This is a genomic window from Lysobacter sp. CFH 32150, from assembly GCF_022758295.1.
Taxonomy (GTDB): domain Bacteria; phylum Pseudomonadota; class Gammaproteobacteria; order Xanthomonadales; family Xanthomonadaceae; genus CFH-32150.
This window is the reverse complement of the sequence record NZ_JALDWJ010000007.1, coordinates 1-25,187: the sequence shown is the minus strand read 5'-3', so window position 1 is coordinate 25,187 and position 25,187 is coordinate 1. Positions and strand designations below refer to the sequence as shown.

Below are 25,187 nucleotides of genomic sequence, written 5' to 3'. Positions count from 1 at the left end.
CATGGCGCAGCGGATCGACAGTGGGCCCGACGCGATGCGCCAACTGGCGATTCTCAACCGGATCGCCAGGATCGCCGTCGAGGACATGGCGCTGCGGCCGATGCTGCAGCGCGTGGTCGACACGCTGGCCGAGGAATTCCAGTGGGAATTCATCGCCTGCGCCGGGATCGACGCGGCAAACTGTGAGTTCGTCTGCGAAGCGGTGTACAGCGCGCTGGAAACCGATGTCACGGTGGGCTATCGGCGCGCGCTCGGGTCGGGTGTCGTCGGTGAATGCGCGATCACCGGGCGGACGATCGCCATCGACGATATCGACGACATCCGCGATCACCCCAACTTCGTCGATACGCTGCATGGCACGCGCTCCGAACTGTGCGTGCCTGTCATGCACAAGGGCGAAGTACTCGCGGTGCTGAACGCCGAAAGCCGCCGCGTTGATGCTTTCCGCGGCCAGCGCGCTTTGCTTGAGACGGTTGCCGACCAGATCGCCGGCGTGATCCGTGCAGCGCGGCTGCTCGAAGCGCTGCAGCAAGCGAACGCCCAGCTGCAGGATGCCTACCAGGCAATGGAAAGCCTGTCGCAGCTGGACGGCCTGACAGGGCTGGCGAACCGGCGTTGTTTCGATGGATGGATTGGGCAGGCCCTCGAGCTGGCTTCCGCTTCGCGCCGATCACTCGCGCTGCTGCTGGTGGATGTCGACCACTTCAAGGCTTACAACGATGGATACGGGCACTTGGCCGGCGACAGTTGCCTGAAGCAGGTGGCGTCCCTGCTTGCCTACATGCTGGAGGGGACGACGATGCGACTGGCGCGTTATGGCGGAGAGGAATTCGTCATCCTGGTTCCCGATGCCGATGTGGCGGCCGCCCTCGTCCAGGCCGAGCGGCTTCGCCTGGCCATGGAAACCCGCAGTTTCGTACACCGCTATTGCGATGCCGGGAAGGTGACGATCAGCGTGGGCGCTGCGGCCTGCATTCCGGATCCGGGTGCGCGGGCCGATGCGCTTCTGGTGCCTGCCGATGCGGCGCTCTACGATGCCAAGCGATCCGGGCGGAACTGTGTGCGTGCAGCGACGAGCAGGGCCCGAGTGGAACGCCAAGATGCGGGGGTATGAGATGGGCAGTGGTCGTGCGGTGGTCAAGGCCGGAATCAGCTTCGGCAGCGCGCTTGCGATGGTGATTTCCTGGACGGCGAACAAGTCGCTGCTATGGGTCATCGTGCATGGCTTGTTGTCGTGGCTTTATGTCATCTATTACGCGCTCCGTTACCACTTCCGGCTGATCGGATGAACGTCTCGCCGTCGGCGAATGCGTGGCGAGTATTGCGTCGATTGACCATGCGCAGGGTCGATCGACGGTAGTCATTCAACCAATCGACTGAAAAACGCGGAAGGCCGCCCCGAGGCGGCCTTCTTGTCTGTGCCGACCACTCAGAAGCGCGGCTTGTCCGGCGTTGCGTTGTAGCGGGTGATCGAGTCGACGAGTACCTGCCTGGCGACGTCCACGCCGCCCCAGCCGTCGAGCTTGACCCACTTGCCTTCCTCGAGGTCCTTGTAGTGCTCGAAGAAGTAGCCGATGCGGTCGCGCCAGTGCTTCGGCACGTCATCCAGGTCAGCGATGTGCGCGTAACCCGGATAGACCTTGGTGATCGGCACGGCAAGGATCTTCTCGTCGCTGCCGGCCTCGTCGCTCATCTTCAAAACGCCAACCGGGCGCACGCGGATCACCGAGCCCGGGATCAGCGCCAACGGCATCAGGACCAGCACGTCGGCCGGATCGCCGTCGCCGCACAACGTGTGCGGGACGTAACCGTAGTTGCACGGATAGCGCATCGGCGTCGACAGCACACGGTCGACGAAGATCGCGCCGGAGGCTTTGTCGACCTCGTACTTGACCGGTTCGGCGTCCTTGGGGATTTCGATGATGACGTTGATTTCGTCCGGCGGGTTCTTGCCGGTGGGGACGAGGTCCAGGCCCATGGTGTTGCTCCGACGTTGTGCTCCCTCTCCCCGCTTGCGGGAGAGGGTTGGGGTGAGGGGAGGGCGCGCATTCTACCGGCGATCTTCCCGCTGCGCGGAAAGATCCCCAGGATTTGCCACGCAAATCCTGGGCCCCGGCCGCTGTACCTCCAGAATCCCCGCGGCTGTCGCCGCGCCCCCTTTGACTCAAAGGGGGCTATTCCGCCTCTGAGTCCGGGCAGAAAAAAGCCCCGCCGAAGCGGGGCTTTCGAGCCTGCATGAGGGAACTGCTGTTACAGCAGCGGCACCAGCAACAGCGCGACGATGTTGATGATCTTGATCAGCGGGTTGATCGCCGGGCCGGCCGTGTCCTTGTACGGGTCGCCGACGGTGTCGCCGGTGACCGCGGCCTTGTGCGCCTCGGAACCCTTGCCGCCGTGGTGGCCGTCCTCGATGTACTTCTTGGCGTTGTCCCAGGCGCCGCCACCGGTGGTCATCGAGATCGCGACGAACAGGCCCGTCACGATCGTGCCGATCAGCAAACCGCCCAGCGCCTTCGGGCCGAGCAACAGGCCGACCAGCACCGGCACCGCGACCGGCAGCAGCGACGGGATGATCATTTCCTTGATCGCCGACTTGGTCAGCATGTCGACCGCACGCGAGTAATCCGGCTTGCCCGTGCCTTCCATGATCCCAGGGATATCGCGGAACTGGCGGCGCACTTCTTCCACCACCGCACCCGCAGCGCGGCCGACGGCTTCCATCGCCATCGCACCGAACAGGTAGGGAATCAGGCCGCCGATCAGCAGGCCGATGATCACCATGTGGTCGGACAGGTCGAAGGCGAGCGTGGCGCCGTTGTTGTTGGCCGAGAGGTTGTGCGTGTAGTCGGCAAACAGGACCAGTGCCGCCAGCGCCGCCGAACCGATCGCGTAGCCCTTGGTGACGGCCTTCGTGGTGTTGCCGACGGCGTCGAGCGGATCGGTGATGGCGCGCACTTCCTTCGGCAGCTCCGCCATCTCGGCGATGCCGCCGGCGTTGTCGGTGATCGGGCCGTAGGCGTCGAGCGCGACGATCATGCCGGCCATCGACAACATCGCGGTAGCAGCGATGGCGATGCCGTACAGACCACCGAGCGCGTGCGCGGCCCAGATCGCCACACACACTGCAATCACCGGCAGCGCGGTCGACTTCATCGATACGCCGAGGCCCGCAATGATGTTGGTGCCGTGGCCCGTGGTCGATGCCGCCGCGATGTGCCGCACCGGCTTGAATTGCGTGCCGGTGTAGTACTCGGTGATCCACACGATCGCGCCAGTGAGCACCAGGCCGATCAGCGAGCACCAGTACAGGTTCATCGCGCCGTAGCTCGAATCGTCCATCAGTTGCGTGGTGATCGGATAGAACGCGACCGCCGCCAGCACTGCCGACACGATCACACCTTTGTACAGCGCGCCCATGATCGAGCCGCCTTCCTTCACCTTGACGAAGAAGGCACCGATGATCGAGGCGATGATCGACACGCCGCCCAGCACCAGCGGGTACAGCACCGCATTGGCACCGGCTTCGGCGACCATCAATCCGCCGAGCAGCATGGTGGCGATGATGGTGACCGCGTAGGTTTCGAACAGGTCCGCGGCCATGCCGGCGCAATCGCCGACGTTGTCGCCGACGTTGTCCGCGATCACCGCCGGATTGCGCGGGTCATCTTCCGGGATGCCGGCTTCGACCTTGCCCACGAGGTCCGCGCCGACGTCCGCACCCTTGGTGAAGATGCCACCGCCGAGACGGGCGAAGATCGAGATCAGCGAAGCGCCGAACGCCAGGCCGACCAGCGCGTGCAGTGCGGCTTCACCCGTCACGCCCAGGTGATGGGTAAGCACGATGTAATAACCCGCCACGCCGAGCAGGCCGAGGCCGACGACCAGCATGCCGGTGATCGCACCGCCGCGGAACGCGACGTCCATGGCCGGGCCGATGCCCCTGCGCGCGGCTTCCGCCGTGCGCACGTTGGCGCGCACCGAAACGTTCATGCCGATGTAACCAGCAGCGCCGGACAGGACCGCACCGATCAGGAAACCGATCGCGGAATGCCAGCTGAGGAAGAAGCCGATCACCAGGAACAAGACGGCGCCGGCGATGCCGATCGTCCGGTACTGGCGATTGAGATAGGCGCGGGCGCCTTCCTGGATCGCGCCGGCGATCTGCTGCATGCGTTCGTTGCCGGCGGGTTGCGCGTTGATCCAACGCGCCGAAATGATTCCGTAAAGAATCGCGATGACGGCGCAAGCCAGCGCCAAGGGTAAACCGTACTGCTCCAACATGAACCCTCCCCCGAGTGGACAATAGGACTAACGGGTCGATGCGCTCCGAACCAACACGCATGGATGTTTTTTGCTGCGCCGCGGCACAACCGAAGGCGGACAACAGCCCGACTATGGCACAGCCCCGTGGCCTGTGAAACCTCGATTCCGCCCGTGAAACGAGGGTTCAGCCCGACCGTGCCAGCCTGCGACCCGGATCACGAAACCTGGAGTCATCCGCATGCGCGCGTTAGTCCTGTTCGCCGCCTTGGCCTTGCCGGTCGCGGCGGCCGATACGAAGCCGGAGATCACCCGCGCTGCGGCCAAGCCGCAGGCCGTCGGCGCCGTGCACACATTGCGCACCATTCCCGAGGCCTGCGCCCGCATCGAAGGTTTGTTCACCGGGCAGGCCGCCGAGCCGTACAAGTTCGCGGTGGTCCGCACCAGCCCCAATTGCCAGCCGCGCGCGCGCTTCGTCGATGCGGCGAAAACGAAGCCATCGGAGCAATCAGGTTGGAAATTCAACGATCTGATCCGCGTGCCGAACGCGACCTGTGCTTCACAGCAGGCAGTCGTGCGCGTGTGGCGTAAACCCGCCGATGCCGCGCCGCCGAAGCTGGACGCGCAGGGACGCTCGCGCATCTATCTGAAGGAGGCCACCGACGCGGCGAAGAAGGGCGACCTCGGCGCTGTGCCGATGTACGCCGCGGCGATGAGCATCGAAGGCAAAGCCTGCGGCGGCTCAGGGTCGGTACCGTAAGCCGCCGCAGCGGATCAGTGCTCTGTGGCGCGCTGGAACCTGGTCGCAGTCGAACGCAAGAACTGCGGGCGCCCGGCACGGTTGCGGATGACCTGCACGTAGTAAGTGCTGCCAGCGGCGACATTCATCGACAGCGAACCGGCATCACCCGAAGTGTAGGCGTGCGTGCCAGCCGATGCAGGCACGGCAAAGTACATGCCGGCGGGGAGCTCGCCCAGCGCCTCGCCATCGGCGTCGACTTCCACCGCTGCGCCCGGAGACTTGGATGCGCGGAAGAACACGATCTGGCCCTTGCCTGCGGCCGGCAGACCGACAGCCTTGGACATGGCCACGGCGATGATGCGGTCATTTTCCGCATCGACGGCAGCCTGGCCCTGGGATTCGACCTTCAGGGTTTGCGAAGTGGCAGGCAGCCACATGGTCAACAACGCGCACGACAACACACTGCGGAACAGGACGGTTTTCATGGCGACTCCGGATGACTGACTGGAAGACACAGCGGCGGCAGGGTATGCCCTGGACGCCGCTATGGCGTGTGATGAAGATCAGTCTTTCGTCGACGACTTCCGAACCGTCCCCAATCGGATTACAGGATCGACAGGCGCCTGCCGCCAATCGCGCCAAGGAAAGTCATGGCATCCGCACGTGACAAATACGGACGCTCTCCCTCGGCACGCCTGTTGCTTGCTTTCACAAAGTGGGTCCTGCCGGGCTTGACCTCCACGGTCAACACTTCGCCGGCTTCGGCATCCACGGTAAACGAGTACGTGCCCGGTTGGGCTGCCACGATGAAGTAGCTGCCGCTGGGTAGCGTGGCGAGCTCGGCCCCATTTTCACGCACCTCGAAAGCAGCGCTCGTGGACTTCTGGGATCGGAAAAACACGATCTGCCCTTTGCCGCTCTGTGGCGCACCGAACACATGCCGAACCAGCGCCGTCTCGATCATGGCCTTGTCTTCAGCCGCGATGAAGGCTTCGCCTTGCGATTCGAACCTCGTCCTCTGCGCGATGGCAGGCAAGCAGAACAGCAACAGCGCGAGCAAAGTCGCGCCGCGGAACAGTATGGCGTTCATCATCAGCTCCTCCCTAGTGGCCCGGACGGAAGTAAGCAGATGGCTGGAGGATACGCCTTTGGCAGGACGTTGGAAGGGCCGCGGCGGGCCGTAAATCAGGGGCCAATTTTGCCGCCGAGCGGTGCTTGGGGGCCGTATTCAGCTTCAGGATCGGATGGCTGCGGAGGTGCGCCGGTGTCGTCGAGCGTGGCGTTGAGTAAGCCTGAGCCACTGCGGGGTAGTGGCACCCAAAAATGCGGCATGGGCGCTTTCCGCGCCCATGCCGGTGGTCGGAACACCAGGTTGAATCACGTCGCCTTTCGGCAATCCTTCACCCAGAAAATGTCCGCGATCTGGTCGAACTTGTCGAATGTTCCGACCAGCGTGACCTTTTCACTGCCGCGCAGGCTCAGGGCGTAGGCGGTCTGGTCTGAGGCCATCCTGCAAGTGATGGCAACCCTGCTCAGGGAGTCGTCCAGAAGCTGGAAACCAGCCCGGTATTCCCCATCGAATTCCATCACGCCGGCACTGTTCAACCGGCCGGTGATCCGGAACGTCTTGCCCTTGTAGCGTGCGCCGATTGCAGCCTGGTTGTCGGCGGCCTGATGCTTGATCTGCAATGAAAGCCGGCTGGCATCCATCTGGATTTCACTGCCGCCGCCCGACCCTGCCTTGCGTGCACTCGCGGCGATGGCCGCGCCTTCCTTGCCGGGTTTGATCTCACCCAGCATGTCGCACATGTACTTCTTCATCGCGTCGGCGCCGGCGAACGCAACGCGGCCGAGCTTGACGGTCATGTCGACTTGGCCGGCGCTTGCGGTGAACGTGATCGGGACAGGCTTGTGCGCCATGGTTTCAGGCTCTTCGGCGAGCATGGTGCCGCCGGCATCCTCGGCAAGGATGTCCAGCTTGTTGTTGGCGGCGACCGCACGCAGCTGGCCCATCGCGCTATCCACACTCAGGCCCGGTACGTCGACCGAGACCGTGTACGCAGTGCCAGTGAGGGGATTGCCTTTCTTCTGGAAGCTGTCCTCGCAAGTTCCTGCGAGGACAGTGGCGGCAGGCAGCAATAGCAGGGCGGACAGCAGGTATTTCTGGTTCATGTCGAGACTCCTTCTCGTTGAACGAAATGTTCAATGTTCCTGGCGCATGAACCGTTTACTGCACGCGCTTCAGCTTGCTCGCCATACCGTCGAACGTCGCCTGGTCGGACGGCGACAGGTTCGGTCGACCGACCATGAAGCCCATGCTGATCGTGCCCTGCACGTAATAGGTTTCGCCGGCTTCGACTTCCAGCGTCAAGATGTCCTTGGCTTCGGAGTGCACGGTGTATTCGTGCGTGCCGGGCTCGACAGCGGCGACGAAATAGTTGCCGCTGCGCAGCTTGCCGAGTTCGGTCGTCCCTTCGCGCACCTTGAAGCCAATCGCGGCGCCAGCGAATTTGGACGGGCGGAAGAATACGACCTGCCCTTTGCCCGCCGGCGGCGCGCCGATTGCTCCGTTGCTCGGGGCTTCGGTGGTCGCGGCGGCTTCTGCATTCCCCTCTGCTTTCGTCTCGTCATTGGCTTCGGCCGTAGCTTCAACCTTTGCTTCGACCTGTTTCCCGGCGGCGACGGTCGCTTCGCCTTGCGACTCGACTTTCACTTCCTGTGCGGATACGGACAGGCACAGGCACAACAACACGCACGACATTGCACTGCGGAACAGAACAGAACGCATGAATTACTCCTGGGTGGGTGACGGGGAAAGCGGTTCAGTAGGTGGAACGGGACTTGGCGCCGTCGGTAAGGCGACATCTGCAGCCAGCTTGGCGTTGGCCTTGGTACCGACAGGGATTTCGATTTCCTGGCCGTGAATGAAATGCGCGAAGGGCCCGAGTGCGAACGATGTGCCCAAGGCGAGTGCGGTGTTGTCCTTGCCGGCGGCGCCGAGCTTGAAGCCGCGCAACGGGATTCGTTGTCCAGGCAGCTCCAGGTAACGTGCAGCCAGCAGCAGCTCGCCTGGTTTGCCGCCACCGCGTGAACGCTCGGCGTGCACGATCTCACCGGTTCCGGACGTGCCTGCAGGCAGCACGAGTTGGCCGTTCAAGACGACCGGTGCTGCCAATTTCAGCTGGAACTTGTCGCCGCGCTTGTTCAATCTGGAACTGAGCGGCTCGGCGATTTCGATTTCGACCACTGTGCCGTTCGGCAGCTGCAGTGTGCCGGGAATGGCGGCCGCAGCATCCGCGGATGACGATGCGACCGCGGGCCCCATCGTAGTCGGCGCTACCGGAGCGGGTGTTGTGGAGTCGGTGGTTTGCGCTTGCGCGCCAGCAGCCGTTGCCGCAAGACCTGCGGCCAGTATCCATGCAAACTTCATCGGCTCCCCCTGCCGTCGTGTCGGAAAACTAATGGATACGGCGGCGGTTTGCCAAGGGGGAGGCTTTGATAGCGTGCAACTTCGTCCACTGCGACGGCCTGCAGCGCGACATATTCCGGCAATCCGCCGCTGCTACGCGGCGGTGGTGCAACTGCCGATCAGCAGGGCTCGTCGATGCCGTCGTAGCGCCGCTGCATCTCCTCCGTGGTCACTTCCTCGATGCTGTGGCCGACGTTCCAGCGGTGGCCGAACGGATCGCGGAACACCCCGGAACGCTCGCCATAGAACTGGTCCTTGGCCGGCATCAGCAGGGTGCCGCCGGCGGCGAGCGCGCGTTCGATGATGGCGTCGGCGTTGTCGACATGGACGTGCAGGGTGACGCTGGTGCCTGCCGCAGGGTCGGGCTGGCGGATGTCGTACTCGGGGTATTCGTCGCATAGCATCAGCGTCATCGGGCCGAACTGGAGTTCGGCATGGCCGATGCGGCCGCCAGGTTCGTTGAGGCGGAATTTCTCTGTGGCGCCGAACACGTCGCAATAGAACGCGATCGCCTGCGCGGTGTCGCGCACGCACAGGTAGGGGAATAGCTCATGCACGGTCATGGCAAGCTCCTGGTTGGATGGTGAGTCCACCGTAGCCGGGCACGGCATGCCCGTCTTGCACGAAATTGACCGGTCGCTCAGCGCGGCCCAGCAACAGGTAGGTGCATTGATGCTGCGCCCGCAGTCCGTCGGTAGGCTTGCGGCGTGACGCCGGCGAACTCGCGGAATTCGCGGATGCAATGTGACTGATCGCTATAGCCCGCCGCTAGGGCGAGCTCGATCCACGGCAGCGACGGGTTGGCGGCGAATGACCGGAGCAGTCGGCGGAAGCGCAGCACGCGCGCGTAACGTTTCGGCGGCAGCCCGGTGGCGTCGCGAAACCGGGCGATGAAGTGACGATGGCTGGTGTCGGCGGCCTTGACCAGGCTGCCGATGTCGATGCTGTCGATGACGGTGCCCGCCTCCATATGCGCCAGCGCCTGCGCCACCGCCGGATGCAGGGCGCGGATCACGCGCAGCCGCGCCAGCAGCATCGCTTGTAGTACATCGAGTTGCGCGTGCGCGTCGCATGCTTCGTGCAGGCGCTCGCGCAGTCGATCGGCATCGGTGCCCCAGAGCAAGTCCAGCGGCACATGCCGGCCCTGCAACGCCGCTGCCGATACGCCGAACAGCGCCGTGGCCGCGCCCGGACGCAGCTGCACGCCGACCGATCGCGTCGGCATCGACATGTCCTTGATGTAGTAACTCGCGCGCGCTCCGGCGACCACGGCGTCTCCAACGGTTTCGCCCACGGTGTCATCTTCATCGGCATACAACCGCACGGTAGAACCGTCGAGCCGCAGCGCCAGGTGCATCTGACCCGTTGGCAGCGCGTGCTCGCGACCATCGGGCGCGGCCCCGGCACGATCGCTCACCCATACGCTCTCCACATAGGGGCGCAGCGCAGGCAGCGGCGGCCGGACCAGGGTCATGGCGGCACCATAGCGCGGAGCGCGTTCACACAGCGAATCAGGCTGCGAAATCGGGCAGCTTGCGGCGCACGGCGACATTCTTCAGCGCCACATATTTCGGCAGGCCATCGCTGCCGTACGGCGGTGGTGCCTCGCCGCGGATCAGCGGCTCGAGGTAGCGGCGCGCTGCAGGCGTGATCCCGTAGCCGTCCTTGCGGATGAAGTTCGCCGGCATCTTCTTTTCGTGGTTGGCGACTTTCGTCAGCGGCGCGGCTTCGATCTTCCAGCGATACGGTTGGTCGGACGTGCGGACGATGACCGGCATTACCGCGTTCATGCCCTTCAATGCGAATTCAACCGCCGCCTTGCCGACGGCCTGCGCCTGGGCGACGTCGGCTTTCGAGGCCAGGTGCCGCGCGGAACGCTGCAGGTAGTCGGGCAGGGTCCAGTGCACCTTGTAGCCGAGTGTGTCCTTCACGCGCGCGGCGAGGTGCGAAGCGACGCCGCCCAGTTGCGTGTGCCCGAACGAGTCCTTGCCGCCGCCAGCATCGGCAACGAATTTCCCGTCCGCAGTCTGGATCCCTTCGCTCGCCACGACGACGCAATAGCCGACGCGTTCGACGATTGCTTTCACCTGGGCGAAGAATTTCGCTTCGTCGAAGACGAGTTCTGGGAACAGGATGAGGTGGGGTGCTTCGTCCACACCCTGTCCCGCCAATCCGGCTGCCGCGGCTAGCCAGCCGGCGTGGCGCCCCATCGCTTCGTACACGAAGACCTTGGTCGAGGTTTCCGCCATCGCCGCGACGTCGAGCGCGGCCTCGCGCACCGACACCGCTGTGTATTTCGCCGCCGAGCCGAACCCCGGGCAGCAATCGGTGACGGCGAGGTCGTTGTCGACCGTCTTCGGCACGCCGATGCAGGTCATCGGGTAGTCGAACTGCGCCGCCAGCTGCGAGACCTTGAGTGCGGTGTCGGCCGAATCGTTGCCGCCGTTGTAGAGGAAGTAGCGGACGTCGTGGGCGCGAAACACGTCGATCAGGCGTTCGTAGCGCGCCCGGTCCTGTTCCAGCGACTTCAGCTTGACCCGGCACGAGCCGAACGCCCCGCCCGGGGTGTGCGCCAGCGCACGGATCGCGGCTGCGGACTCCTTGCTGGTGTCGATCAGCTCCTCGCGGAGCGCACCGAGGATGCCGTTGCGGGCCGCCAGCACCTTGATCTTGTGTGCTCGTGCGGTTGCGATTACTGATGCAGCGGTGGCGTTGATGACGGCGGTGACGCCGCCTGATTGCGCGTAGAGCAGGGTACCTGTGGTCATTGAGTCGGAGCTCCAACTGGGATGCGGTAAGCTGGCCGCCTTATTGCGCCCGGACGGGCCGCGGCTGCCCCGAGTGTAGCGCCGCGCCGAGGCGCCAGGATTCTGTCTTAGGAGTGATGTGATGCGATTGGTTCTTCTCGGTGCGCCGGGTTCCGGCAAGGGGACGCAGGCGGCGCGGTTGAAGGAGCACCTGCAGGTGCCGCACATTTCGACCGGCGATCTGCTTCGCGCCGAAGTCGCGGCCGGCAGCAAGCTCGGCCTGGCGGCGAAAGAGGTGATGGCGCGCGGCGAACTGGTGTCGGACGAGATCCTGCTCGGCATGCTCGAGGACCGCTTCTCGCGTCCCGATACCCGCGGCGGCTTCATCCTCGATGGTTACCCGCGCAACCTGGCCCAGGCCGATGCACTGGACAAGCTGCTGACGCGCATCGGCCAACCGTTCGATTTCGCCGTGCAGCTCGACGTGCCGACCGAATTGCTGGTCGAGCGCATCGCGGGCCGCGCTGCCGCCGAGGGCCGCGCCGACGACACCCCGGAATCCGTGCGTACCCGGCTCAAGGTCTATGACGGCCACACCGCGCCGGTGATCGACTATTACCGCCAACACGGCCATCTCACCGTGGTCGACGGCGTCGGTTCGCTGGACGAGGTATTCACGCGGATCATCGAGGCGATTTCGCCGGTCAAGGAAATCGGCTGATCCGTTACTTATGAAACTGCATATCCTCGGCATCGCCGGTACCTTCATGGGCGGCGTTGCCGCGCTGGCCCGCGAACTCGGCCACGACGTCGAAGGCAGCGACCAGGCGATCTATCCGCCGATGTCGACCCAGCTCGAGCAACTCGGGATCGAGTTGAAACAGGGCTATACGCCGGACAACCTGTCCGCCGATTGCGACGAGATCGTGATCGGCAACGCGCTGTCGCGCGGCAATGCGGCGGTCGAACACGTGCTCGATGCCGGGCTGAAGTACACCTCCGGTGCGCAGTGGCTGTGCGAGCAAGTGCTGCCTGGACGCGAGACGCTGGCGGTCGCTGGCACTCACGGCAAGACCACGACGACGACGATCCTCGCTTACCTGCTCGAAGCCGCCGGCCGTACGCCGGGATTCCTGATCGGCGGCGTGGCCGAGGATTTCGGCGTGTCGGCGCGCATCGGGGGTGGCCGCGAATTCGTGGTCGAGGCCGACGAATACGACACCGCGTTCTTCGACAAGCGTTCGAAGTTCGTGCACTACCGGCCGACGGTCGCGATCCTCAACAACCTCGAATACGACCATGCCGACATTTTTCCGGACGTGGCGGCGATCCAGCGCCAGTTCCACCACCTGGTGCGCACGGTACCCGGGCGCGGACGGCTGATCGTCAACGGCGAAGACAAATACCTGGCCGAGGTGCTGGCGATGGGTTGTTGGACGCCGGTCGAGACCTTCGGCCTCGATGCCAGCCTGGTGTCGCAGTCCGCACAACATGAATTGCATGGTGATCGGGCCGACGAACGTGCAGCCGCACGCAACACCTTCGACTGGACCGCGCGCATGCTCGCCGAAGACGGCAGCGCCTTCGTGCTGGTGCACAACGGCGTCGACGTCGGCGAAGTGCGCTGGCCGCTGCTCGGCCGTCACAACGTCATGAACGCGCTGGCCGCGCTGGCTGCCGCGCATGCCGTCGGCGTCGACACCAAGGCGGTGCTGCCGGCGCTGGCGAATTTCCGCAGCGTCAAGCGCCGGTTGGAAGTGGTCGGTCAATCCGATGGCATCACTGTCTACGACGACTTCGCCCACCACCCGACCGCGATCGCGACCACGCTTGCCGGCCTGCGCGCCAGGATCGGCGATGCCCGCATCGTGGTGGCGATGGAGCCGCGCAGCAATTCGATGCGGCTGGGTGCGCATGCCGAGGCGTTGGCACCGTCGCTGGATGGCGCCGACGTGGTGATGTTCCTGCATCGGCCGGAACTGGCGTGGGATGCCGGCAAGGTCGTATCCGCCTTGCGCGGCGAAGGCCACGCGGTGCCGGACGTCGATGCGCTGATCGCGACACTGCGCACACTGGTGCGCAAGGGCGACCACGTCGTGTTCATGTCCAACGGCGGTTTCGACGGTGCACCGCGGCGTTTCCACGCCGTTCTGCAGCAAGGCTGACGCGCTTACACTGGCGCCGATGCCAGTCGAATCGCAGCCGCCAGCGTCCATCAGCCTGTTTCCCTTGCAGACGGTGCTGCTGCCCGGTGCGGCACTGGGCTTGCGCGTGTTCGAGCGGCGCTACCTCGACCTGGTCCGCGATTGCAGCCGCGATGGCAGCGGTTTTGGCGTCTGCCTGATTCTTGAAGGCAGCGAGGCTGGGCCGCCCGCCACGTCAGCGGCGTACGGTACCGAGGCGCGGATCGAGGATTTCGGCGCCGACGATGATGGCTTGCTCACGTTGCGAGTGCGCGGCACGCGTCGCTTCCACGTACGCCGCACGCGCGTGCGCGACAGTGGCCTGGTCGTGGCGGAGATCGACTGGTGCGCACCCGATCCGGACGACGAGCTGCGCCCCGAGCACGCCCTGCTCGGCGTGCTGCTGCAGCGCATCCTCGAACAGGTCGGTGGCGAACATGCCAAGGCGCCACCGGCACGTTTCGATGACGCGGCCTGGATCGGCTGGCGCCTTGCGGAACTGCTGCCGTTGCATGCCTCGCAACGGCAGGCGTTGTTGCAGGAAGACGATCCGCATCAGCGGCTGGATCGGCTGTTGGAGCTGATCGCTTGAATCAGTGCGCCGTGGTTCCGGTTCGCAACCGCAACACCAGCTGTCCCGATTGCGGATGCGGCGCTTCCATCGAGGTGAAACCGCGAAGGTCGGTGCGCAGCTGCGCGTGCGCATGCCCGTCATTGGGCAGCGGACGCCAGATGCCAAGTACCTTCAGCGGTCGCCCGTAACGCAAGCTCTGGCTGCTGCCCAGCCATAACGGCGTGCCATCGGCGAGGCGCGCCGACGCGGGCCACAGCCGTAGCGCATGCACTTCATCGCGACTCTCACCCACGTGCAACAACAGCAGCGCTTCTGGATGGCCGTCGAGGGTGGCCGGCAGGACCGGTTGCAGCGCGGCCGATTTGTCGTCGTCGAGCAAGCCGAGCACGCCGATCCAGTCGGCCTGCGGCTGCACGCGCCAGCCTTGCGCCTGCAGCCGTCGCTGCAACGGTGCCAGCGGTCCGGCGACCTGCAGGTCCAGATGCCAACGCCGGTCCGGATCGGCTTCGTTGCGCTGCGCTGGCAGACTCGCCCATGCACCGCGCCACCAATCCTCCTGCGCCAACATCTGTGTCGGCGGTGGCGGCGCGAAACGCGCAAGGGTCGTATCCACCGAACGCGGTGCGTGCCACAGCGTGGCGACCACGAACACCCCGTAGAACGCAAGGGCCAGAGGCCGCATCGAGAACGAGCGCGCCACGTGGCGGCGATAGGCGATGCCGAGCACCAGCAGCCATACCGTGCCGAACAACACGCCGCCCACCACGTCGCTGAGCCAGTGCGCGCCCAGGTACAGTCGCGCAAAACCGAGCAGGGTCACGGCGACGCCGGCGACAAGATAGGGCCACACGCGTTGTCGTCCCGGCAATTCGCGCGCGATCAGTACAGCGAAGAAGCCGAACGTGATCGTCGCCATCGTCACTGCGATCGACGGGAAGCCAAAACCTTCCGCCGCGGTCGAGGGCCGCGGCATGTCGACTACGGCATCCAGCCCCGCGGTCAACGCCAGGCCGAATGCCAATGCCGCCAGCCAATGCGCGGCAGCGATCCAGCGCCGCCGCCACAACAGCCAGGCCAGCGCGACCGCCGCCGCCGGGCCAAGCACTGCGGCGTCACCGAGCGCCGCCAGTGCCGCCATCATCCGATCGGCGAGTGGGTTGCGCAGCGCCGACATCGTCGCCTGCACGCTGTGATCGAGCAGCAGTGGACCACCGCGTGCCCACACCGTAGCCAGCAAGCCGAACCACGCCCAGCTGATAGCGAGCAGGGAAGCGGCGAGGATCGCCAGTGCCGCCGATTCCGGCCGCTTCGGAACGATCAACGCCGCCGCATAACGCCCCAGGTGCGGATGCGCGTGCGTCCAGCGCAATGCCCGTGCGAGCAGGTTGTTGGCATGTCCGGCGAACCAGCGCCACGTGTACAGCACGGTGGCCCACATCAACGCCACCACCGCCAGCAGCGCGCCGAGCACTAGGGCCAGCCGATCGGCGACCGCCGCCACTGCGTCGTAGGACGCACCGAAAATCCATCCTGGCGCTAGGAAGGCCGCGGCCCACAACACCGCCGCGAACGCGCTGGCGGGGATGTAACGCTTCAATGGCAGGTGCAGCATGCCGGCGATCGCCGGTACGAAAGGCCGCACTGCGCCGACGAAGCGCGCGATCAGGATGCTCTTGCTGCCGTGACGGCGGAACAGGGTTTCGCCGCGGTCCAGCAATTGCGGATAGCGACGGAACGGCCAATGCCCGCGCATCGTCGGGCCCCAGCGATGGCCGATCCAGAAGCTCAGGGCATCGCCGGCGAAGGCGCCCATCGCGGCGCAGCCAACCGCATACGGACCATCGACATGGCCCAGCCCGACCAGCGCACCGACCGCGAACAACAGCGGCAAGGCGGGTACGACGATACCGACCACCGCCAGCGCGTCGCAGAACGCGACCAGGAAAATCAGCGCGCCGGCGCCGTAAGGGTGCGCACTGATCCAGGCGATGGTGCTGTCGAACCAGGCGGTAGGCATCGCCCGATTATAGGCAGCGACGATTGCAGGCTGCTGTTGTGAGGGCGGGCGACGCGGTCGCATTGACGCGCCGCTAGCGTATTCAGTGGACAATAGTGTCAAGGCTGCATCCCGCAGCCATCAGCGACAGGAGTACGCCATGAGTACGCTCGCCGGCAAAACCCTGTTTATCACCGGTGCCTCCCGTGGCATCGGCCTGGCCATCGCCAAGCGCGCCGCGGCCGATGGCGCCAACATCGCGATCGCCGCCAAGACCTCGGCGCCGAATCCGAAACTGCCCGGCACCATCCACACCGCCGCCGCGGAAGTCGAAGCCGCCGGCGGCCACGCGCTGGCGCTGCAATGCGACATCCGCGAAGAGGAGCAGGTGTACGCCGCGGTCGCGGCCACCGTCGATGCCTTCGGCGGGATCGACATCCTGGTCAACAACGCCAGCGCCATCTGGCTCAAGGGCACGATCGACACGCCGATGAAGCGCTTCGACCTGATGCAACAGGTCAACGCGCGCGGCACGTTCCTCTGCTCGCAGGCGTGCCTGCCGCATCTTCTCAAGGCGGCGAATCCGCACATCCTGTCGCTGTCGCCGCCGCTGAACCTGGAACCAAAATGGTGGGGGCCGCACACCGGCTACACCCTGGCGAAGATGGGGATGAGTCTGGTCACGCTGGGCCTGGCCGAGGAATTCGGTTCTCAGGGCGTCGCGATCAATGCACTGTGGCCACGCACCGTCATCGCCACGGACGCGATCAACATGATCCCGGGCGTCACTCCGGAGCAGTGCCGGAAACCCGAGATCGTCGCCGATGCGGCGCACGCGATCCTGGTGCGGCCATCGGACGGCTTCTCCGGTCACTTCCTGATCGACGACGACGTGCTGTTCGCCGCCGGCGTTACCAATTTCGAACAGTACGCGGTGAAACCGGGCGAGCACCTCCTGCCCGACCTGTTCCTCACCGAATCACAGCTGGCCCGGCATCCACGATAAGAGCATCCACGATGAGGTACCTGCACGCGATGGTGCGCGTCCGCGACCTGGACGCTTCGCTGAAGTTCTACTGTGACGGCCTTGGCCTGGTCGAAACCCGGCGCAAGGATTACCCCGATGGCAAGTACACCCTGGTGTTCGTGGCCGCGCCGCAGAATCCGGAAGTCGAGATCGAGCTGACCCACAATTGGCCGCCTGCAGACGGTTCGCCGACCGAGGAATACGGTGGCGCGCGCAATTTCGGCCACCTCGCGTTCCGCGTCGACGACATCTACGCCACCTGCGCGCGCTTGCAGGCGATGGGCGTGACCATCAATCGTCCGCCGCGCGACGGCCACATGGCGTTCGTGCGTTCGCCCGACGCGATCTCGATCGAACTGCTGCAGGAAGGGCGCCTGCCCCCGGCCGAACCGTGGGTGTCGATGCCCAACACCGGTAGTTGGTGAGCGTGGGCGGCCGGCAACAGCGATAATTCGCCGCTTTCCACACCGTTGCCGCCATGACCACCTCCACCGCCGATCTGTACGCCCTGTCCGAACGCTACTACCTGCCGGTGTACCGGCCGCGTCGGATCGTGCTCGACCACGGCCGTGGCGCGCGCATCTGGGATCGCGACGGTCGCGAATACATCGATTTCGGTGCCGGCATTGCGGTCAACGCGCTCGGTCATGCACATCCGGCGCTGATCGCCGCACTCACCGAGCAAGCCGGCAAGCTCTGGCATACCAGCAACGTCTTCGTCAGCGAACCGCCGCTGCGGCTGGCCGAGCAACTCGTCGGTGCCTCGCGGTTCGCGGAGAAAGTGTTCTTCTGCAACTCGGGTGCGGAGGCCAACGAGGCCGCGATCAAGCTGGCGCGCAAATGGGCGACGGCGCAGGGGCGCGAACCGGAACGCCGCGTGATCCTCAGTTTCCGCGGCAGTTTCCACGGCCGCACGCTCGCGGCGGTCACCGCCACCGCGCAGCCGAAGTACCACGAAGGTTTCGAACCGTTGCCGCCAGGCTTCCGCTACAGCGATTTCAACGATCTCGCCGCGGCCGAAAGCGCGATGGCCGCGGGCGATGTCTGCGCCGTGCTGGTCGAACCGGTGCAGGGCGAAGGCGGGGTGACGCCGGCCACCGGCGACTTCCTGCATGGCTTGCGCGCGTTGTGCGATCGCCATGGCGCGCTGCTGATCCTCGACGAGATCCAATGCGGCATGGGCCGAACGGGCCACCTGTTCGCCTGCCACGGCTACGGCGTCACGCCCGACGTGGTGACGCTGGCGAAGGCACTCGGCAGCGGCTTCCCGATCGGCGCGATGCTGGTCGGCGCGAAGGCCGCGGATGCGATGCAATTCGGCGCACACGGCACCACGTTCGGCGGCAACCCGCTCGCGGCTGCAGTGGCCGGCGCCGCATTGCGCGAACTGTCGTCGCCGGCGTTGCTGGCGAATGTCGAACGACAAGCGCAGACGATCCGCACGGAACTGGCCGCACTCGATGCCGAACTCGGTTTGTTCGCCGACATCCGCGGCCGCGGCCTGATGCTCGGCGCGCAACTGCGCGAGGCCCACGCCGGCAAGGCCGGCGAGATACTCGATCGCTGCGTCGAGCACGGCCTGCTGACGCTGCAGGCCGGTCCCGACGTGCTGCGCTTCGTTCCTGCCCTGAACATCAACGATGTCGATGTCGCCGAAGGCCTGGCACGGCTACGTGCCGCGCTGACAGCGTTCGTACGCGGCTGACGCCGGGTCTGTTAACACTCGGTCCCTGCGCAGCGTCCCTGCTTCAGGACAGCAAGCAATGACCCGCAAGCCGAGAGTGATGTGAGCGACACGGAAGCGATCCCGGTGCTGGTGGAGGCCGCGCGCGTCGGCAACGGTGCGGCGATGGATCGGCTGTACCGCCGTTTCGCACCGGTGGTGCACGGCGTACTGCTGGCTTACGTACAGCCAGCCGACGCCGACGACCTGACCCAGGATGTGTTCGAGACCGCGATCCGCCGCCTGCATGAGTTGCGCGAAGCGGCGGCATTCCCGGGCTGGATCGTCAGCATCGCCAGGCATGCCGCGCTGGACGCCAAGCGACGCCCGGTCGCCTTGACTGGAAGCACCGCACTTGACCGCGCGGTCGCGCCGGACACGTCGCAACAACGGCTCGACGCCGAGCACTCCATGCGCGCGATCCTCGCCTTGCCCGAGGCGTATCGCGAAACCTTGTTGTTGCGGCTGGTGGAGGGTTTGACCGGCCCGGAGATCGCCGACTGCACCGGACTCACGCCGGGCAGCGTGCGGGTCAATCTGCATCGTGGCATGGCGATGCTGCGCGCCGCGCTGGCGCCCGCAGAGGCAGGAGTCACGTCATGAGCATCGATACCGAGATGATCCGAGACGACTATCTGTGGGACCGCAGTCCGCCGGTCGACGACGAGGTCGTGCGCCTGGAGCGGCTGCTGTCGCCGTATGCGTACAAGCCCGTGCCGGTTGTTTCGACATCGGCGCCGGTGCCGTCGGTCCGCGTGCCGCATGCGCGCCGTCGTTGGCGGACGGCCTTGGCCGCCGCCGCAGTCCTGGCCACGCTCTCGTTCGGCGTCCGCACCTGGTACCAGCAGCGCCTGCAATGGCCGGAGGCGCAGGCGTGGCAGGTCGCGTCGGTCCGTGGCGACGTGCTGATCGATGGCCACGATGCCACCGGTGCAACTGCGTTGGCACCCGGCAAGGTATTGGAAACGGGCGATGGCGTGGTTCGCCTCCATGCTGCACGCATTGGTGAAGTCGCGATCGGCAAGGGCTCGCGTTTCACGCTGGTCGAAACGCGCAGCGGCCGCCATCGGGTGCAACTGCAGCAAGGTCGCATGTGGGCTCGGGTGTGGGCTCCACCGGGCACGTTCGGCGTCGGCACACCCACTGCCGGCATTTGGGACATGGGTTGCGAGTTCGTGCTGACGGTGAATGCCGAAGGTGACGGCTTGCTCACCGTGCGCAGCGGTTGGGTTCAGGTCGACAATGGCTGGTCGGAAGCCATGGTGCCGCAAGGCGCGAGGGTGGAAATGGACGCGCGCGGCGTGCCCGGAACGCCTTACGACCTGGGTGCGAGCCAGCCCTTCATCGCGGCGTTGCGGGACATCGACGCGCAGGCAGGCACGGTCGACGAGGAGGCCGTTCGCCGCCTGATCGCGGCATCGCGGCCGCGCGATGCGATCAGTCTCCTGTCGTTGCTCACGCGGCGTCCGCAGCTCGCCGAGGGACCGTTGTTCGATCGGGTGGCACAGCTCATGCCTGCCGATGTCGTCGTCACGCGCGAAGCCATCCGTGTCCAGGGGGCGCATGCGCTGAGTCCCTGGTGGAACACGTTGCCCTACCCGCGCGTGAAACGTTGGTGGGTGCAGTGGCCGGATGCGTTCGCCACACGCACCGACGTGGAGAAATTGCTGCGCATCTCCGGGCATTGACGGTTAACACCTTGGCCGCCGCCAACGTCCTTTGATCGCACACACCGTGCTGCGATCCGCGCTCCAGCCCCTGACGGCTTACGCGCCGGTCCCTGTTGCCAATCGGAGAGATCCCATGAACGGCAAGTCCAATAAAACCCTGCTTTGTGGCCTCGCGTTGTCGGCCGCGATGCTGTTCGCCCCGGCGGCCTTCGCCGGCCCACCGTTGCTCTGCCACCCGTTTGATATCGGCAACGCACATACCTTGGCCTGGGGTGGTCCCGGCTGGAACCAGCCAAGCCCGGATTACGATCTGGCACGGCTTTCGAGCGAAACCGAGTCATTGCTGGCGCCGCAGACGCCGGTCATCGTGCGCATGGAAACCTTGCGCCGCGCGGCCATCTACGCCAGCCGCAACGGTGCTGTCGCCCGCAATCTGAACACGCGGCTGCTGGCGCGTGCCGGCAAGGCGACAACACCAACGGCCAGGGCCTTGGCCTTGTTCGACGCTGGTTACTTTGCCGAAACACTGCAGGAAATCGTCCGCCTGCAGGGTTATGACATGCCTGGCGTAGGCAAGGTCGACACCGCGGCATTGCGTGCGATCGTCGCCGCCGGCGATGGCAGTGTTCGCATCGACCAAGCCTTGGCATTGCGCCCGAACGATGCCGCCATGCGCTTCGCCGCCGCCCTGGTTGCGAGCGCCGATCGACGCAACGCCGACGCCGCGACGCACAAGCGCATTGCCCGCCTCGGTGCCGGCAACGATCGCCTGCTCGCGCGCAACCTGGGCCAGATTGCAAACTAACCCACGCTGTTTATCCCTTTCGCTGCACGTCGGCGAAAGGGGAGGTGGTGCTAATTCGTAAGCGTCTGGAACGCCTCGCGCGCCGCGGTGATCGTCGTCGCGATGACAGCGTCGTCGTGCGCACTCGACATGAACCCTGCTTCGAACGCCGACGGCGCCAGGTACACGCCGCGCTCCAGCATCGCGTGGAAGAAGCGGTTGAACGCGGCGGTGTCGCAAGCCACCGCCTGCGCGTAGGTTTCCACTTTCACGTCGGTGAAGAACAGGCCGAACATCGCGCCGACGCGGTTCGTCGTCAGCGGTACGCCGGCATCGCGCGCAGCCGCTTCGAGGCCCTCGCACAAGACCTGCGTACGGCGTTCGAGTTCGGCATGGAAGCCGGGCGCCTGGACCAGATCGAGCATCGCCAGCCCCGCGGCCATCGCCACCGGATTCCCGCTGAGCGTGCCAGCCTGGTAGATCGGACCGCTTGGTGCGATCTGCTGCATCAAGTCGCGACGCCCGCCATAAGCGCCGACCGGCATGCCGCCGCCGATGACCTTGCCGAAGGTGCTGAGATCCGGTGTCACGCCATAGCGCTCCTGCGCGCCACCAAGGGCGACGCGGAAGCCGGTCATTACTTCATCGAAGATCAGCAACGCGCCATGGCGCGTGCACAACTCGCGCAGATGCTGCAGATAGCCGTCGCGTGGTGGCAGGCAGTTGGCGTTGCCGACGACCGGTTCGATGATGAGGCCGGCGATGTCATCACCGGTTTCGTCGAATAGCGCGGTCGCGGCGTCGAAATCGTTGTAGGGCAGGGTGAGCGTCAAGTCGGCCAGCGCTTTCGGCACGCCTGGTGACGTCGGGACGCCGAACGTGAGTGCGCCGCTGCCGGCTTTCACCAGGAACGAATCGCCGTGGCCGTGGTAGCAGCCTTCGAATTTGACGATGCGCGCCCGCCCGGTCGCGCCACGCGCCAGGCGGATCGCCGACAGCGTTGCCTCGGTACCGGAATTGACCATGCGCACCATTTCGCACGAAGGCACCAATCGCGCGATGGTTTCGGCCATCGTCACTTCCAGTGGATTCGGCGTGCCGAAACTGAGGCCGTCGCGCGCGGTGGAGATCACCGCGTCGAGCACACTGGGATGGTTGTGGCCGACGATCATCGGCCCCCATGAACCGACGTAGTCGATATAGCGATTGCCATCGACGTCGATCAAATACGCGCCTTCTGCGCGTTGCACGAAGAATGGCTCGCCCCCCACCGACTTGAACGCGCGTACCGGCGAATTCACGCCGCCTGGCATCAGTTGCTGGGCGCGGGTGAACAGAGCGTGCGAACGGTTGGTTTCCATCGGAATCTCGTGTGTGGGATCAATCAAACAGGGCGCGATAGGCGCGTGCAGCGTGGATCGGATCAGGTGCGTCGAACACACCGCTGATGACTGCGATCAGGTCGGCGCCGGCGGCGATCAACGGACGCGCATTGTCCGGCGTTATCCCGCCGATCGCTACTCGTGGCAGGTTGAAGCGTGCAGAGTCCCGCAACAGGTCGAGCGCGGCGCGGCGCGCATTCGGTTTCGTCGACGAGGGAAAGAACGCGCCGAAGGCGATGTAATCCGCGCCCATGGCGGCCGCATGTTCGGCACGGGCCAGATCGTCGTAACAGGACACGCCGATGATCGCGTCGCCAACCGACGCCCGTGCAGCGGCGATGTCGCCATCGTGTTCGCCCAGATGCACACCGTCGGCGCCGACCGCGGCCGCGAGTGCGGCATCGTCGTTGACGACAAGCGGCACGCCTGCCTCGGCACATAGCGCCCGCAGCACGCCAGCCTGGCGTGCCCGAAGCGCTGCGTCCGCGACCTTGTTGCGATACTGCAGGCAGGCCGCGAAGGGCAGCAGCAGCTCCACGCGCGCCAGTAGGCGTGCGCTGTCGGCTTCGTCGGGTGTGATCAGGTACAAACCTTTGGACAGCAGGCCGCGGCGCATGCTCGACTTCCGATGACGGGCTGAGGGTGGGACAATATGGACCCTCGCAAGCTATGCCTGCTCTTGAATAATACGATTCCGATGAACGAAGCCGTCGCCACTGCCTATCGCACCTGGATGTGCGTCGTCTGCGGGTTCATCTATGACGAGGCCCAGGGGCTGCCGGAAGAAGGCATCGCGCCGGGGACGCGCTGGGAAGACGTGCCGGACACCTGGACGTGCCCGGATTGCGGCGTCACCAAGGACGATTTCGAGATGATGCCGCTGGGCTAAGCCCTAGTTCGGCTTCGCCGGGCCGCTGCTCAGCTCGACCAGGCGTTCGTGCAAGGGCCCGCCATCGGCCGCATCCGGATTCAGCTGCAAATAACGCGCCAGGTCATGGCGGGCGCCGTGGCGGTGCCCCATCTTCAGATAGGCCAGCCCGCGATCGCGCAACGCGTCGCCATTGTCCGGTGTCAGCCGCAGGATGCGGTCGGCGCTGCGCGCAGCACGTTCCCAGTCGTCGCGCTCGGCATAGACGCCGTGCAGGTTGCGCAGCATCCGCATCAGGATTGCGCGATGCGAGGCGGGATTGAGGATCTGGAACAGCGCGTGATCGTCCGGCATTTCGCCGCCGAGGTGCGGGCGCGCGCGTTGGCGCAGTTCGTTCTCGTCCAGTGGTCGACCGCGATTGAACGGATCCATCACCAGCACGCCATCGTCAACCGGCAACCGCACCAGAAAATGCCCTGGGAATGACACTCCGTCCAATGGCACACCCAATCGGCGTGCGACTTCCATCTGCACGAGTGCCAGCGAGATCGGATTGCCGAGCCGGCGTTCGAACACTTCATTGAGATAACTGTTGCGTGGGTCGTAGTACTCCTCGCTGTCGCCGGAGTAGCCGACTTCTTCGAACAGATGGCGGTTGATTGCCGCCATTTTCTGCGGCCAGGCATCGATCGCATCGACCTGGTGGCGCAGGTGCTCGGCATGGCTCTGCAACAGGGTGTCGTAGAGGTCGGCGTCGAGTTGCGGATACTCGTCGCGCGCGATCAGTAGAGCCGTGGCGAGCAGCGGCAAGGTGTCGTCGTCCAGCGCGGCGAGCGTGTTCCAGTCGGGCAATGCGAAATGTTCGCGCATGTCGCAAGCCTGCGACGGCTGCGGCGTGCTTTCAAGTCCTTCAGGGCGCCGGCGCGATATCCGGTCCGAGGCGTAGTTCAGCCCCGTCCTGCAAATGCAGGCGCGCGGCCTCGCCGGCGTTGAGTTCGAGCACGTAGCGCGCCGGTGCATTGCTTGGATACGGTGGGCAGCGATCACCCAGGGAGCATGGTGGTACGTCTCGCTGTTGTGCCACCAGCTTGCGTTCGTTGTCGAAGAACAGGATGTCGAGCGCGATGCGCGTGTTCTTCATCCAGTACGCCTGCGGTTCCTCGCGGTCGTGGATGAACAGCATGCCGTGGTCGATCGCCATCTCGTCGCGGAACATCAAGCCGCTTGCGCGCTCGGCATCGTCGTCGGCGATCTCCACCTTGTAGCGCTCGCCGCCGAGCTCGACCCATGGCGCGCCGGCGCTCGCGCAACCGCTCAACAGCAGGAGAGAGGCGAGCAGGCTTCCGGTGTGATGCATTTGTGATTCTCCAGGTGGGCGATGACCATCGACGACACGCGAGCACGCCGTCAAGTTGTCGCTCCCCCTTCACAAACCGATGGCCGCCCGGCACAATGCGCGCCCTCATCACCGGCAGCGTCCTTGCAGGTGGTGGGGAAGGAAAAAACGCCCGATCAGGGTGTTGACCTTCCCGGAAAGGGCTGTATGATGTGCGGCTCGGTTCAGCACTTAGGTGCGGGCCACGGGGGTAGGCGCTGAGGCCTCTCTCACGATCTTTGACAGTGTGCGCAGGTGACTTGTGCGGGCGTCTGGCGGGTGGATGGTTGTGCATCTTGCAGACGTTCGTAACAGAGCAACAAGTCAATTCAAATGGCGAACCTGAAAGGGTTCAGCCAGCGAGTGATTTCAAGCCTGGGGCGAAGT

28 protein-coding genes are annotated in these 25,187 nt (G+C 65.4%); 13 read left to right on the top strand and 15 right to left on the bottom strand.

Annotated elements, in window-relative coordinates; genetic code table 11:
* Position 1: 1 nt before the first annotated feature.
* Positions 2–1,114, top strand: a complete 1,113-nt coding sequence (locus tag MO486_RS10030; protein ID WP_242906980.1) for a sensor domain-containing diguanylate cyclase — start codon at positions 2–4, stop codon at positions 1,112–1,114.
* Between the two features lies 1 nt (position 1,115).
* On the top strand, positions 1,116–1,289 hold the full coding sequence (locus tag MO486_RS10025; RefSeq protein ID WP_242906978.1) for a hypothetical protein: 174 nt from the start codon (positions 1,116–1,118) through the stop codon (positions 1,287–1,289).
* A 140-nt stretch (positions 1,290–1,429) separates the two neighbouring features.
* Here the strand turns inward: MO486_RS10025 and ppa are convergent, their stop codons facing one another.
* Together ppa and MO486_RS10015 are read right to left on the bottom strand one after the other, a co-directional pair.
* The gene (ppa, locus tag MO486_RS10020; RefSeq protein ID WP_242906976.1) at positions 1,430–1,978 is read right to left on the bottom strand and encodes an inorganic diphosphatase; all 549 of its coding nucleotides are present in this window, start codon (positions 1,976–1,978) and stop codon (positions 1,430–1,432) included.
* A gap of 272 nt (positions 1,979–2,250) precedes the next feature.
* The gene (locus MO486_RS10015; protein ID WP_242906974.1) at positions 2,251–4,281 is read right to left on the bottom strand and encodes a sodium-translocating pyrophosphatase; all 2,031 of its coding nucleotides are present in this window, start codon (positions 4,279–4,281) and stop codon (positions 2,251–2,253) included.
* Positions 4,282–4,501: 220 nt separating this feature from the next.
* Between MO486_RS10015 and MO486_RS10010 the strand changes: the two genes are divergently transcribed.
* Positions 4,502–5,020: a hypothetical protein gene (locus MO486_RS10010; RefSeq protein WP_242906972.1), complete on the top strand. Its 519-nt coding sequence runs from the start codon at positions 4,502–4,504 to the stop codon at positions 5,018–5,020.
* A gap of 14 nt (positions 5,021–5,034) precedes the next feature.
* Here the strand turns inward: MO486_RS10010 and MO486_RS10005 are convergent, their stop codons facing one another.
* The 8 genes from MO486_RS10005 to MO486_RS09970 all read right to left on the bottom strand — a co-directional run bounded on the left by MO486_RS10005 (position 5,035) and on the right by MO486_RS09970 (position 11,239).
* On the bottom strand, positions 5,035–5,487 hold the full coding sequence (locus tag MO486_RS10005; protein ID WP_242906970.1) for a DUF2846 domain-containing protein: 453 nt from the start codon (positions 5,485–5,487) through the stop codon (positions 5,035–5,037).
* Between the two features lie 119 nt (positions 5,488–5,606).
* Complete coding sequence (locus MO486_RS10000) at positions 5,607–6,092, bottom strand: hypothetical protein (RefSeq protein WP_242906968.1); 486 nt, start codon at positions 6,090–6,092, stop codon at positions 5,607–5,609.
* Positions 6,093–6,379: 287 nt separating this feature from the next.
* Positions 6,380–7,174 (bottom strand): hypothetical protein, encoded by a 795-nt coding sequence (locus MO486_RS09995; RefSeq protein WP_242906966.1) that lies wholly within the window; start codon positions 7,172–7,174, stop codon positions 6,380–6,382.
* Between the two features lie 55 nt (positions 7,175–7,229).
* Positions 7,230–7,790: a DUF2846 domain-containing protein gene (locus tag MO486_RS09990; protein ID WP_242906964.1), complete on the bottom strand. Its 561-nt coding sequence runs from the start codon at positions 7,788–7,790 to the stop codon at positions 7,230–7,232.
* Between the two features lie 3 nt (positions 7,791–7,793).
* A complete protein-coding gene (locus MO486_RS09985; RefSeq protein WP_242906961.1) occupies positions 7,794–8,432 on the bottom strand; it encodes a hypothetical protein in 639 nt (212 codons plus the stop codon).
* A 158-nt stretch (positions 8,433–8,590) separates the two neighbouring features.
* Positions 8,591–9,034, bottom strand: coding sequence for a VOC family protein (locus MO486_RS09980; RefSeq protein ID WP_242906959.1), 444 nt, complete (start codon positions 9,032–9,034; stop codon positions 8,591–8,593).
* Positions 9,035–9,111: 77 nt separating this feature from the next.
* Entirely contained in the window at positions 9,112–9,945 is an 834-nt protein-coding gene (locus MO486_RS09975) for a helix-turn-helix domain-containing protein (RefSeq protein ID WP_242906957.1), read from the bottom strand.
* A gap of 37 nt (positions 9,946–9,982) precedes the next feature.
* Complete coding sequence (locus tag MO486_RS09970; protein ID WP_242906954.1) at positions 9,983–11,239, bottom strand: 6-phosphofructokinase; 1,257 nt, start codon at positions 11,237–11,239, stop codon at positions 9,983–9,985.
* A 121-nt stretch (positions 11,240–11,360) separates the two neighbouring features.
* Between MO486_RS09970 and MO486_RS09965 the strand changes: the two genes are divergently transcribed.
* Genes MO486_RS09965 through MO486_RS09955 form a run of 3 tightly spaced genes read left to right on the top strand, consistent with a single transcriptional unit; the run spans position 11,361 to position 13,993 of the window.
* Entirely contained in the window at positions 11,361–11,939 is a 579-nt protein-coding gene (locus MO486_RS09965) for an adenylate kinase (RefSeq protein WP_242906952.1), read from the top strand.
* A gap of 10 nt (positions 11,940–11,949) precedes the next feature.
* The gene (gene mpl / locus MO486_RS09960; protein ID WP_242906950.1) at positions 11,950–13,383 is read left to right on the top strand and encodes a UDP-N-acetylmuramate:L-alanyl-gamma-D-glutamyl-meso-diaminopimelate ligase; all 1,434 of its coding nucleotides are present in this window, start codon (positions 11,950–11,952) and stop codon (positions 13,381–13,383) included.
* 19 nt (positions 13,384–13,402) lie between these two features.
* Positions 13,403–13,993: an LON peptidase substrate-binding domain-containing protein gene (locus MO486_RS09955; protein ID WP_242906936.1), complete on the top strand. Its 591-nt coding sequence runs from the start codon at positions 13,403–13,405 to the stop codon at positions 13,991–13,993.
* Position 13,994: 1 nt separating this feature from the next.
* Here the strand turns inward: MO486_RS09955 and MO486_RS09950 are convergent, their stop codons facing one another.
* Positions 13,995–15,992 carry a bifunctional DedA family/phosphatase PAP2 family protein gene (locus MO486_RS09950; protein WP_242906934.1) on the bottom strand — a complete coding sequence of 666 codons (1,998 nt, stop codon included), beginning with the start codon at positions 15,990–15,992 and terminating at the stop codon, positions 13,995–13,997.
* Positions 15,993–16,131: 139 nt separating this feature from the next.
* On the opposite strand from MO486_RS09950, the gene MO486_RS09945 reads away from it, so the two are divergent.
* From MO486_RS09945 to MO486_RS09920, 6 genes are all read left to right on the top strand, one after another.
* Positions 16,132–16,977, top strand: coding sequence for an NAD(P)-dependent oxidoreductase (locus tag MO486_RS09945; protein WP_242906932.1), 846 nt, complete (start codon positions 16,132–16,134; stop codon positions 16,975–16,977).
* A gap of 11 nt (positions 16,978–16,988) precedes the next feature.
* Positions 16,989–17,423 (top strand): VOC family protein, encoded by a 435-nt coding sequence (locus MO486_RS09940; RefSeq protein ID WP_242906930.1) that lies wholly within the window; start codon positions 16,989–16,991, stop codon positions 17,421–17,423.
* A gap of 53 nt (positions 17,424–17,476) precedes the next feature.
* A complete protein-coding gene (locus MO486_RS09935) occupies positions 17,477–18,703 on the top strand; it encodes an acetylornithine/succinyldiaminopimelate transaminase (RefSeq protein ID WP_242906928.1) in 1,227 nt (408 codons plus the stop codon).
* Between the two features lie 81 nt (positions 18,704–18,784).
* Positions 18,785–19,324 carry a sigma-70 family RNA polymerase sigma factor gene (locus tag MO486_RS09930; protein ID WP_242906926.1) on the top strand — a complete coding sequence of 180 codons (540 nt, stop codon included), beginning with the start codon at positions 18,785–18,787 and terminating at the stop codon, positions 19,322–19,324.
* Positions 19,321–20,409 carry a hypothetical protein gene (locus MO486_RS09925; protein ID WP_242906924.1) on the top strand — a complete coding sequence of 363 codons (1,089 nt, stop codon included), beginning with the start codon at positions 19,321–19,323 and terminating at the stop codon, positions 20,407–20,409. Before MO486_RS09930 ends, MO486_RS09925 begins: the two co-directional genes overlap by 4 nt.
* Before the next feature lie 115 nt (positions 20,410–20,524).
* Positions 20,525–21,196: a hypothetical protein gene (locus MO486_RS09920; protein ID WP_242906921.1), complete on the top strand. Its 672-nt coding sequence runs from the start codon at positions 20,525–20,527 to the stop codon at positions 21,194–21,196.
* Positions 21,197–21,246: 50 nt separating this feature from the next.
* On the opposite strand, the gene hemL is transcribed toward MO486_RS09920, so the two are convergent.
* Positions 21,247–22,536 (bottom strand): glutamate-1-semialdehyde 2,1-aminomutase, encoded by a 1,290-nt coding sequence (gene hemL, locus MO486_RS09915; protein ID WP_242906919.1) that lies wholly within the window; start codon positions 22,534–22,536, stop codon positions 21,247–21,249.
* A gap of 19 nt (positions 22,537–22,555) precedes the next feature.
* A complete protein-coding gene (gene thiE, locus MO486_RS09910; protein ID WP_242906913.1) occupies positions 22,556–23,173 on the bottom strand; it encodes a thiamine phosphate synthase in 618 nt (205 codons plus the stop codon).
* Between the two features lie 81 nt (positions 23,174–23,254).
* Between thiE and MO486_RS09905 the strand changes: the two genes are divergently transcribed.
* The gene (locus MO486_RS09905; protein ID WP_242906911.1) at positions 23,255–23,446 is read left to right on the top strand and encodes a rubredoxin; all 192 of its coding nucleotides are present in this window, start codon (positions 23,255–23,257) and stop codon (positions 23,444–23,446) included.
* A 3-nt stretch (positions 23,447–23,449) separates the two neighbouring features.
* On the opposite strand, the gene MO486_RS09900 is transcribed toward MO486_RS09905, so the two are convergent.
* Positions 23,450–24,295 (bottom strand): SirB1 family protein, encoded by an 846-nt coding sequence (locus tag MO486_RS09900; RefSeq protein WP_242906909.1) that lies wholly within the window; start codon positions 24,293–24,295, stop codon positions 23,450–23,452.
* A 40-nt stretch (positions 24,296–24,335) separates the two neighbouring features.
* Complete coding sequence (locus MO486_RS09895) at positions 24,336–24,782, bottom strand: DUF192 domain-containing protein (RefSeq protein ID WP_242906907.1); 447 nt, start codon at positions 24,780–24,782, stop codon at positions 24,336–24,338.
* Between the last annotated feature and the right edge of the window lie 405 nt (positions 24,783–25,187).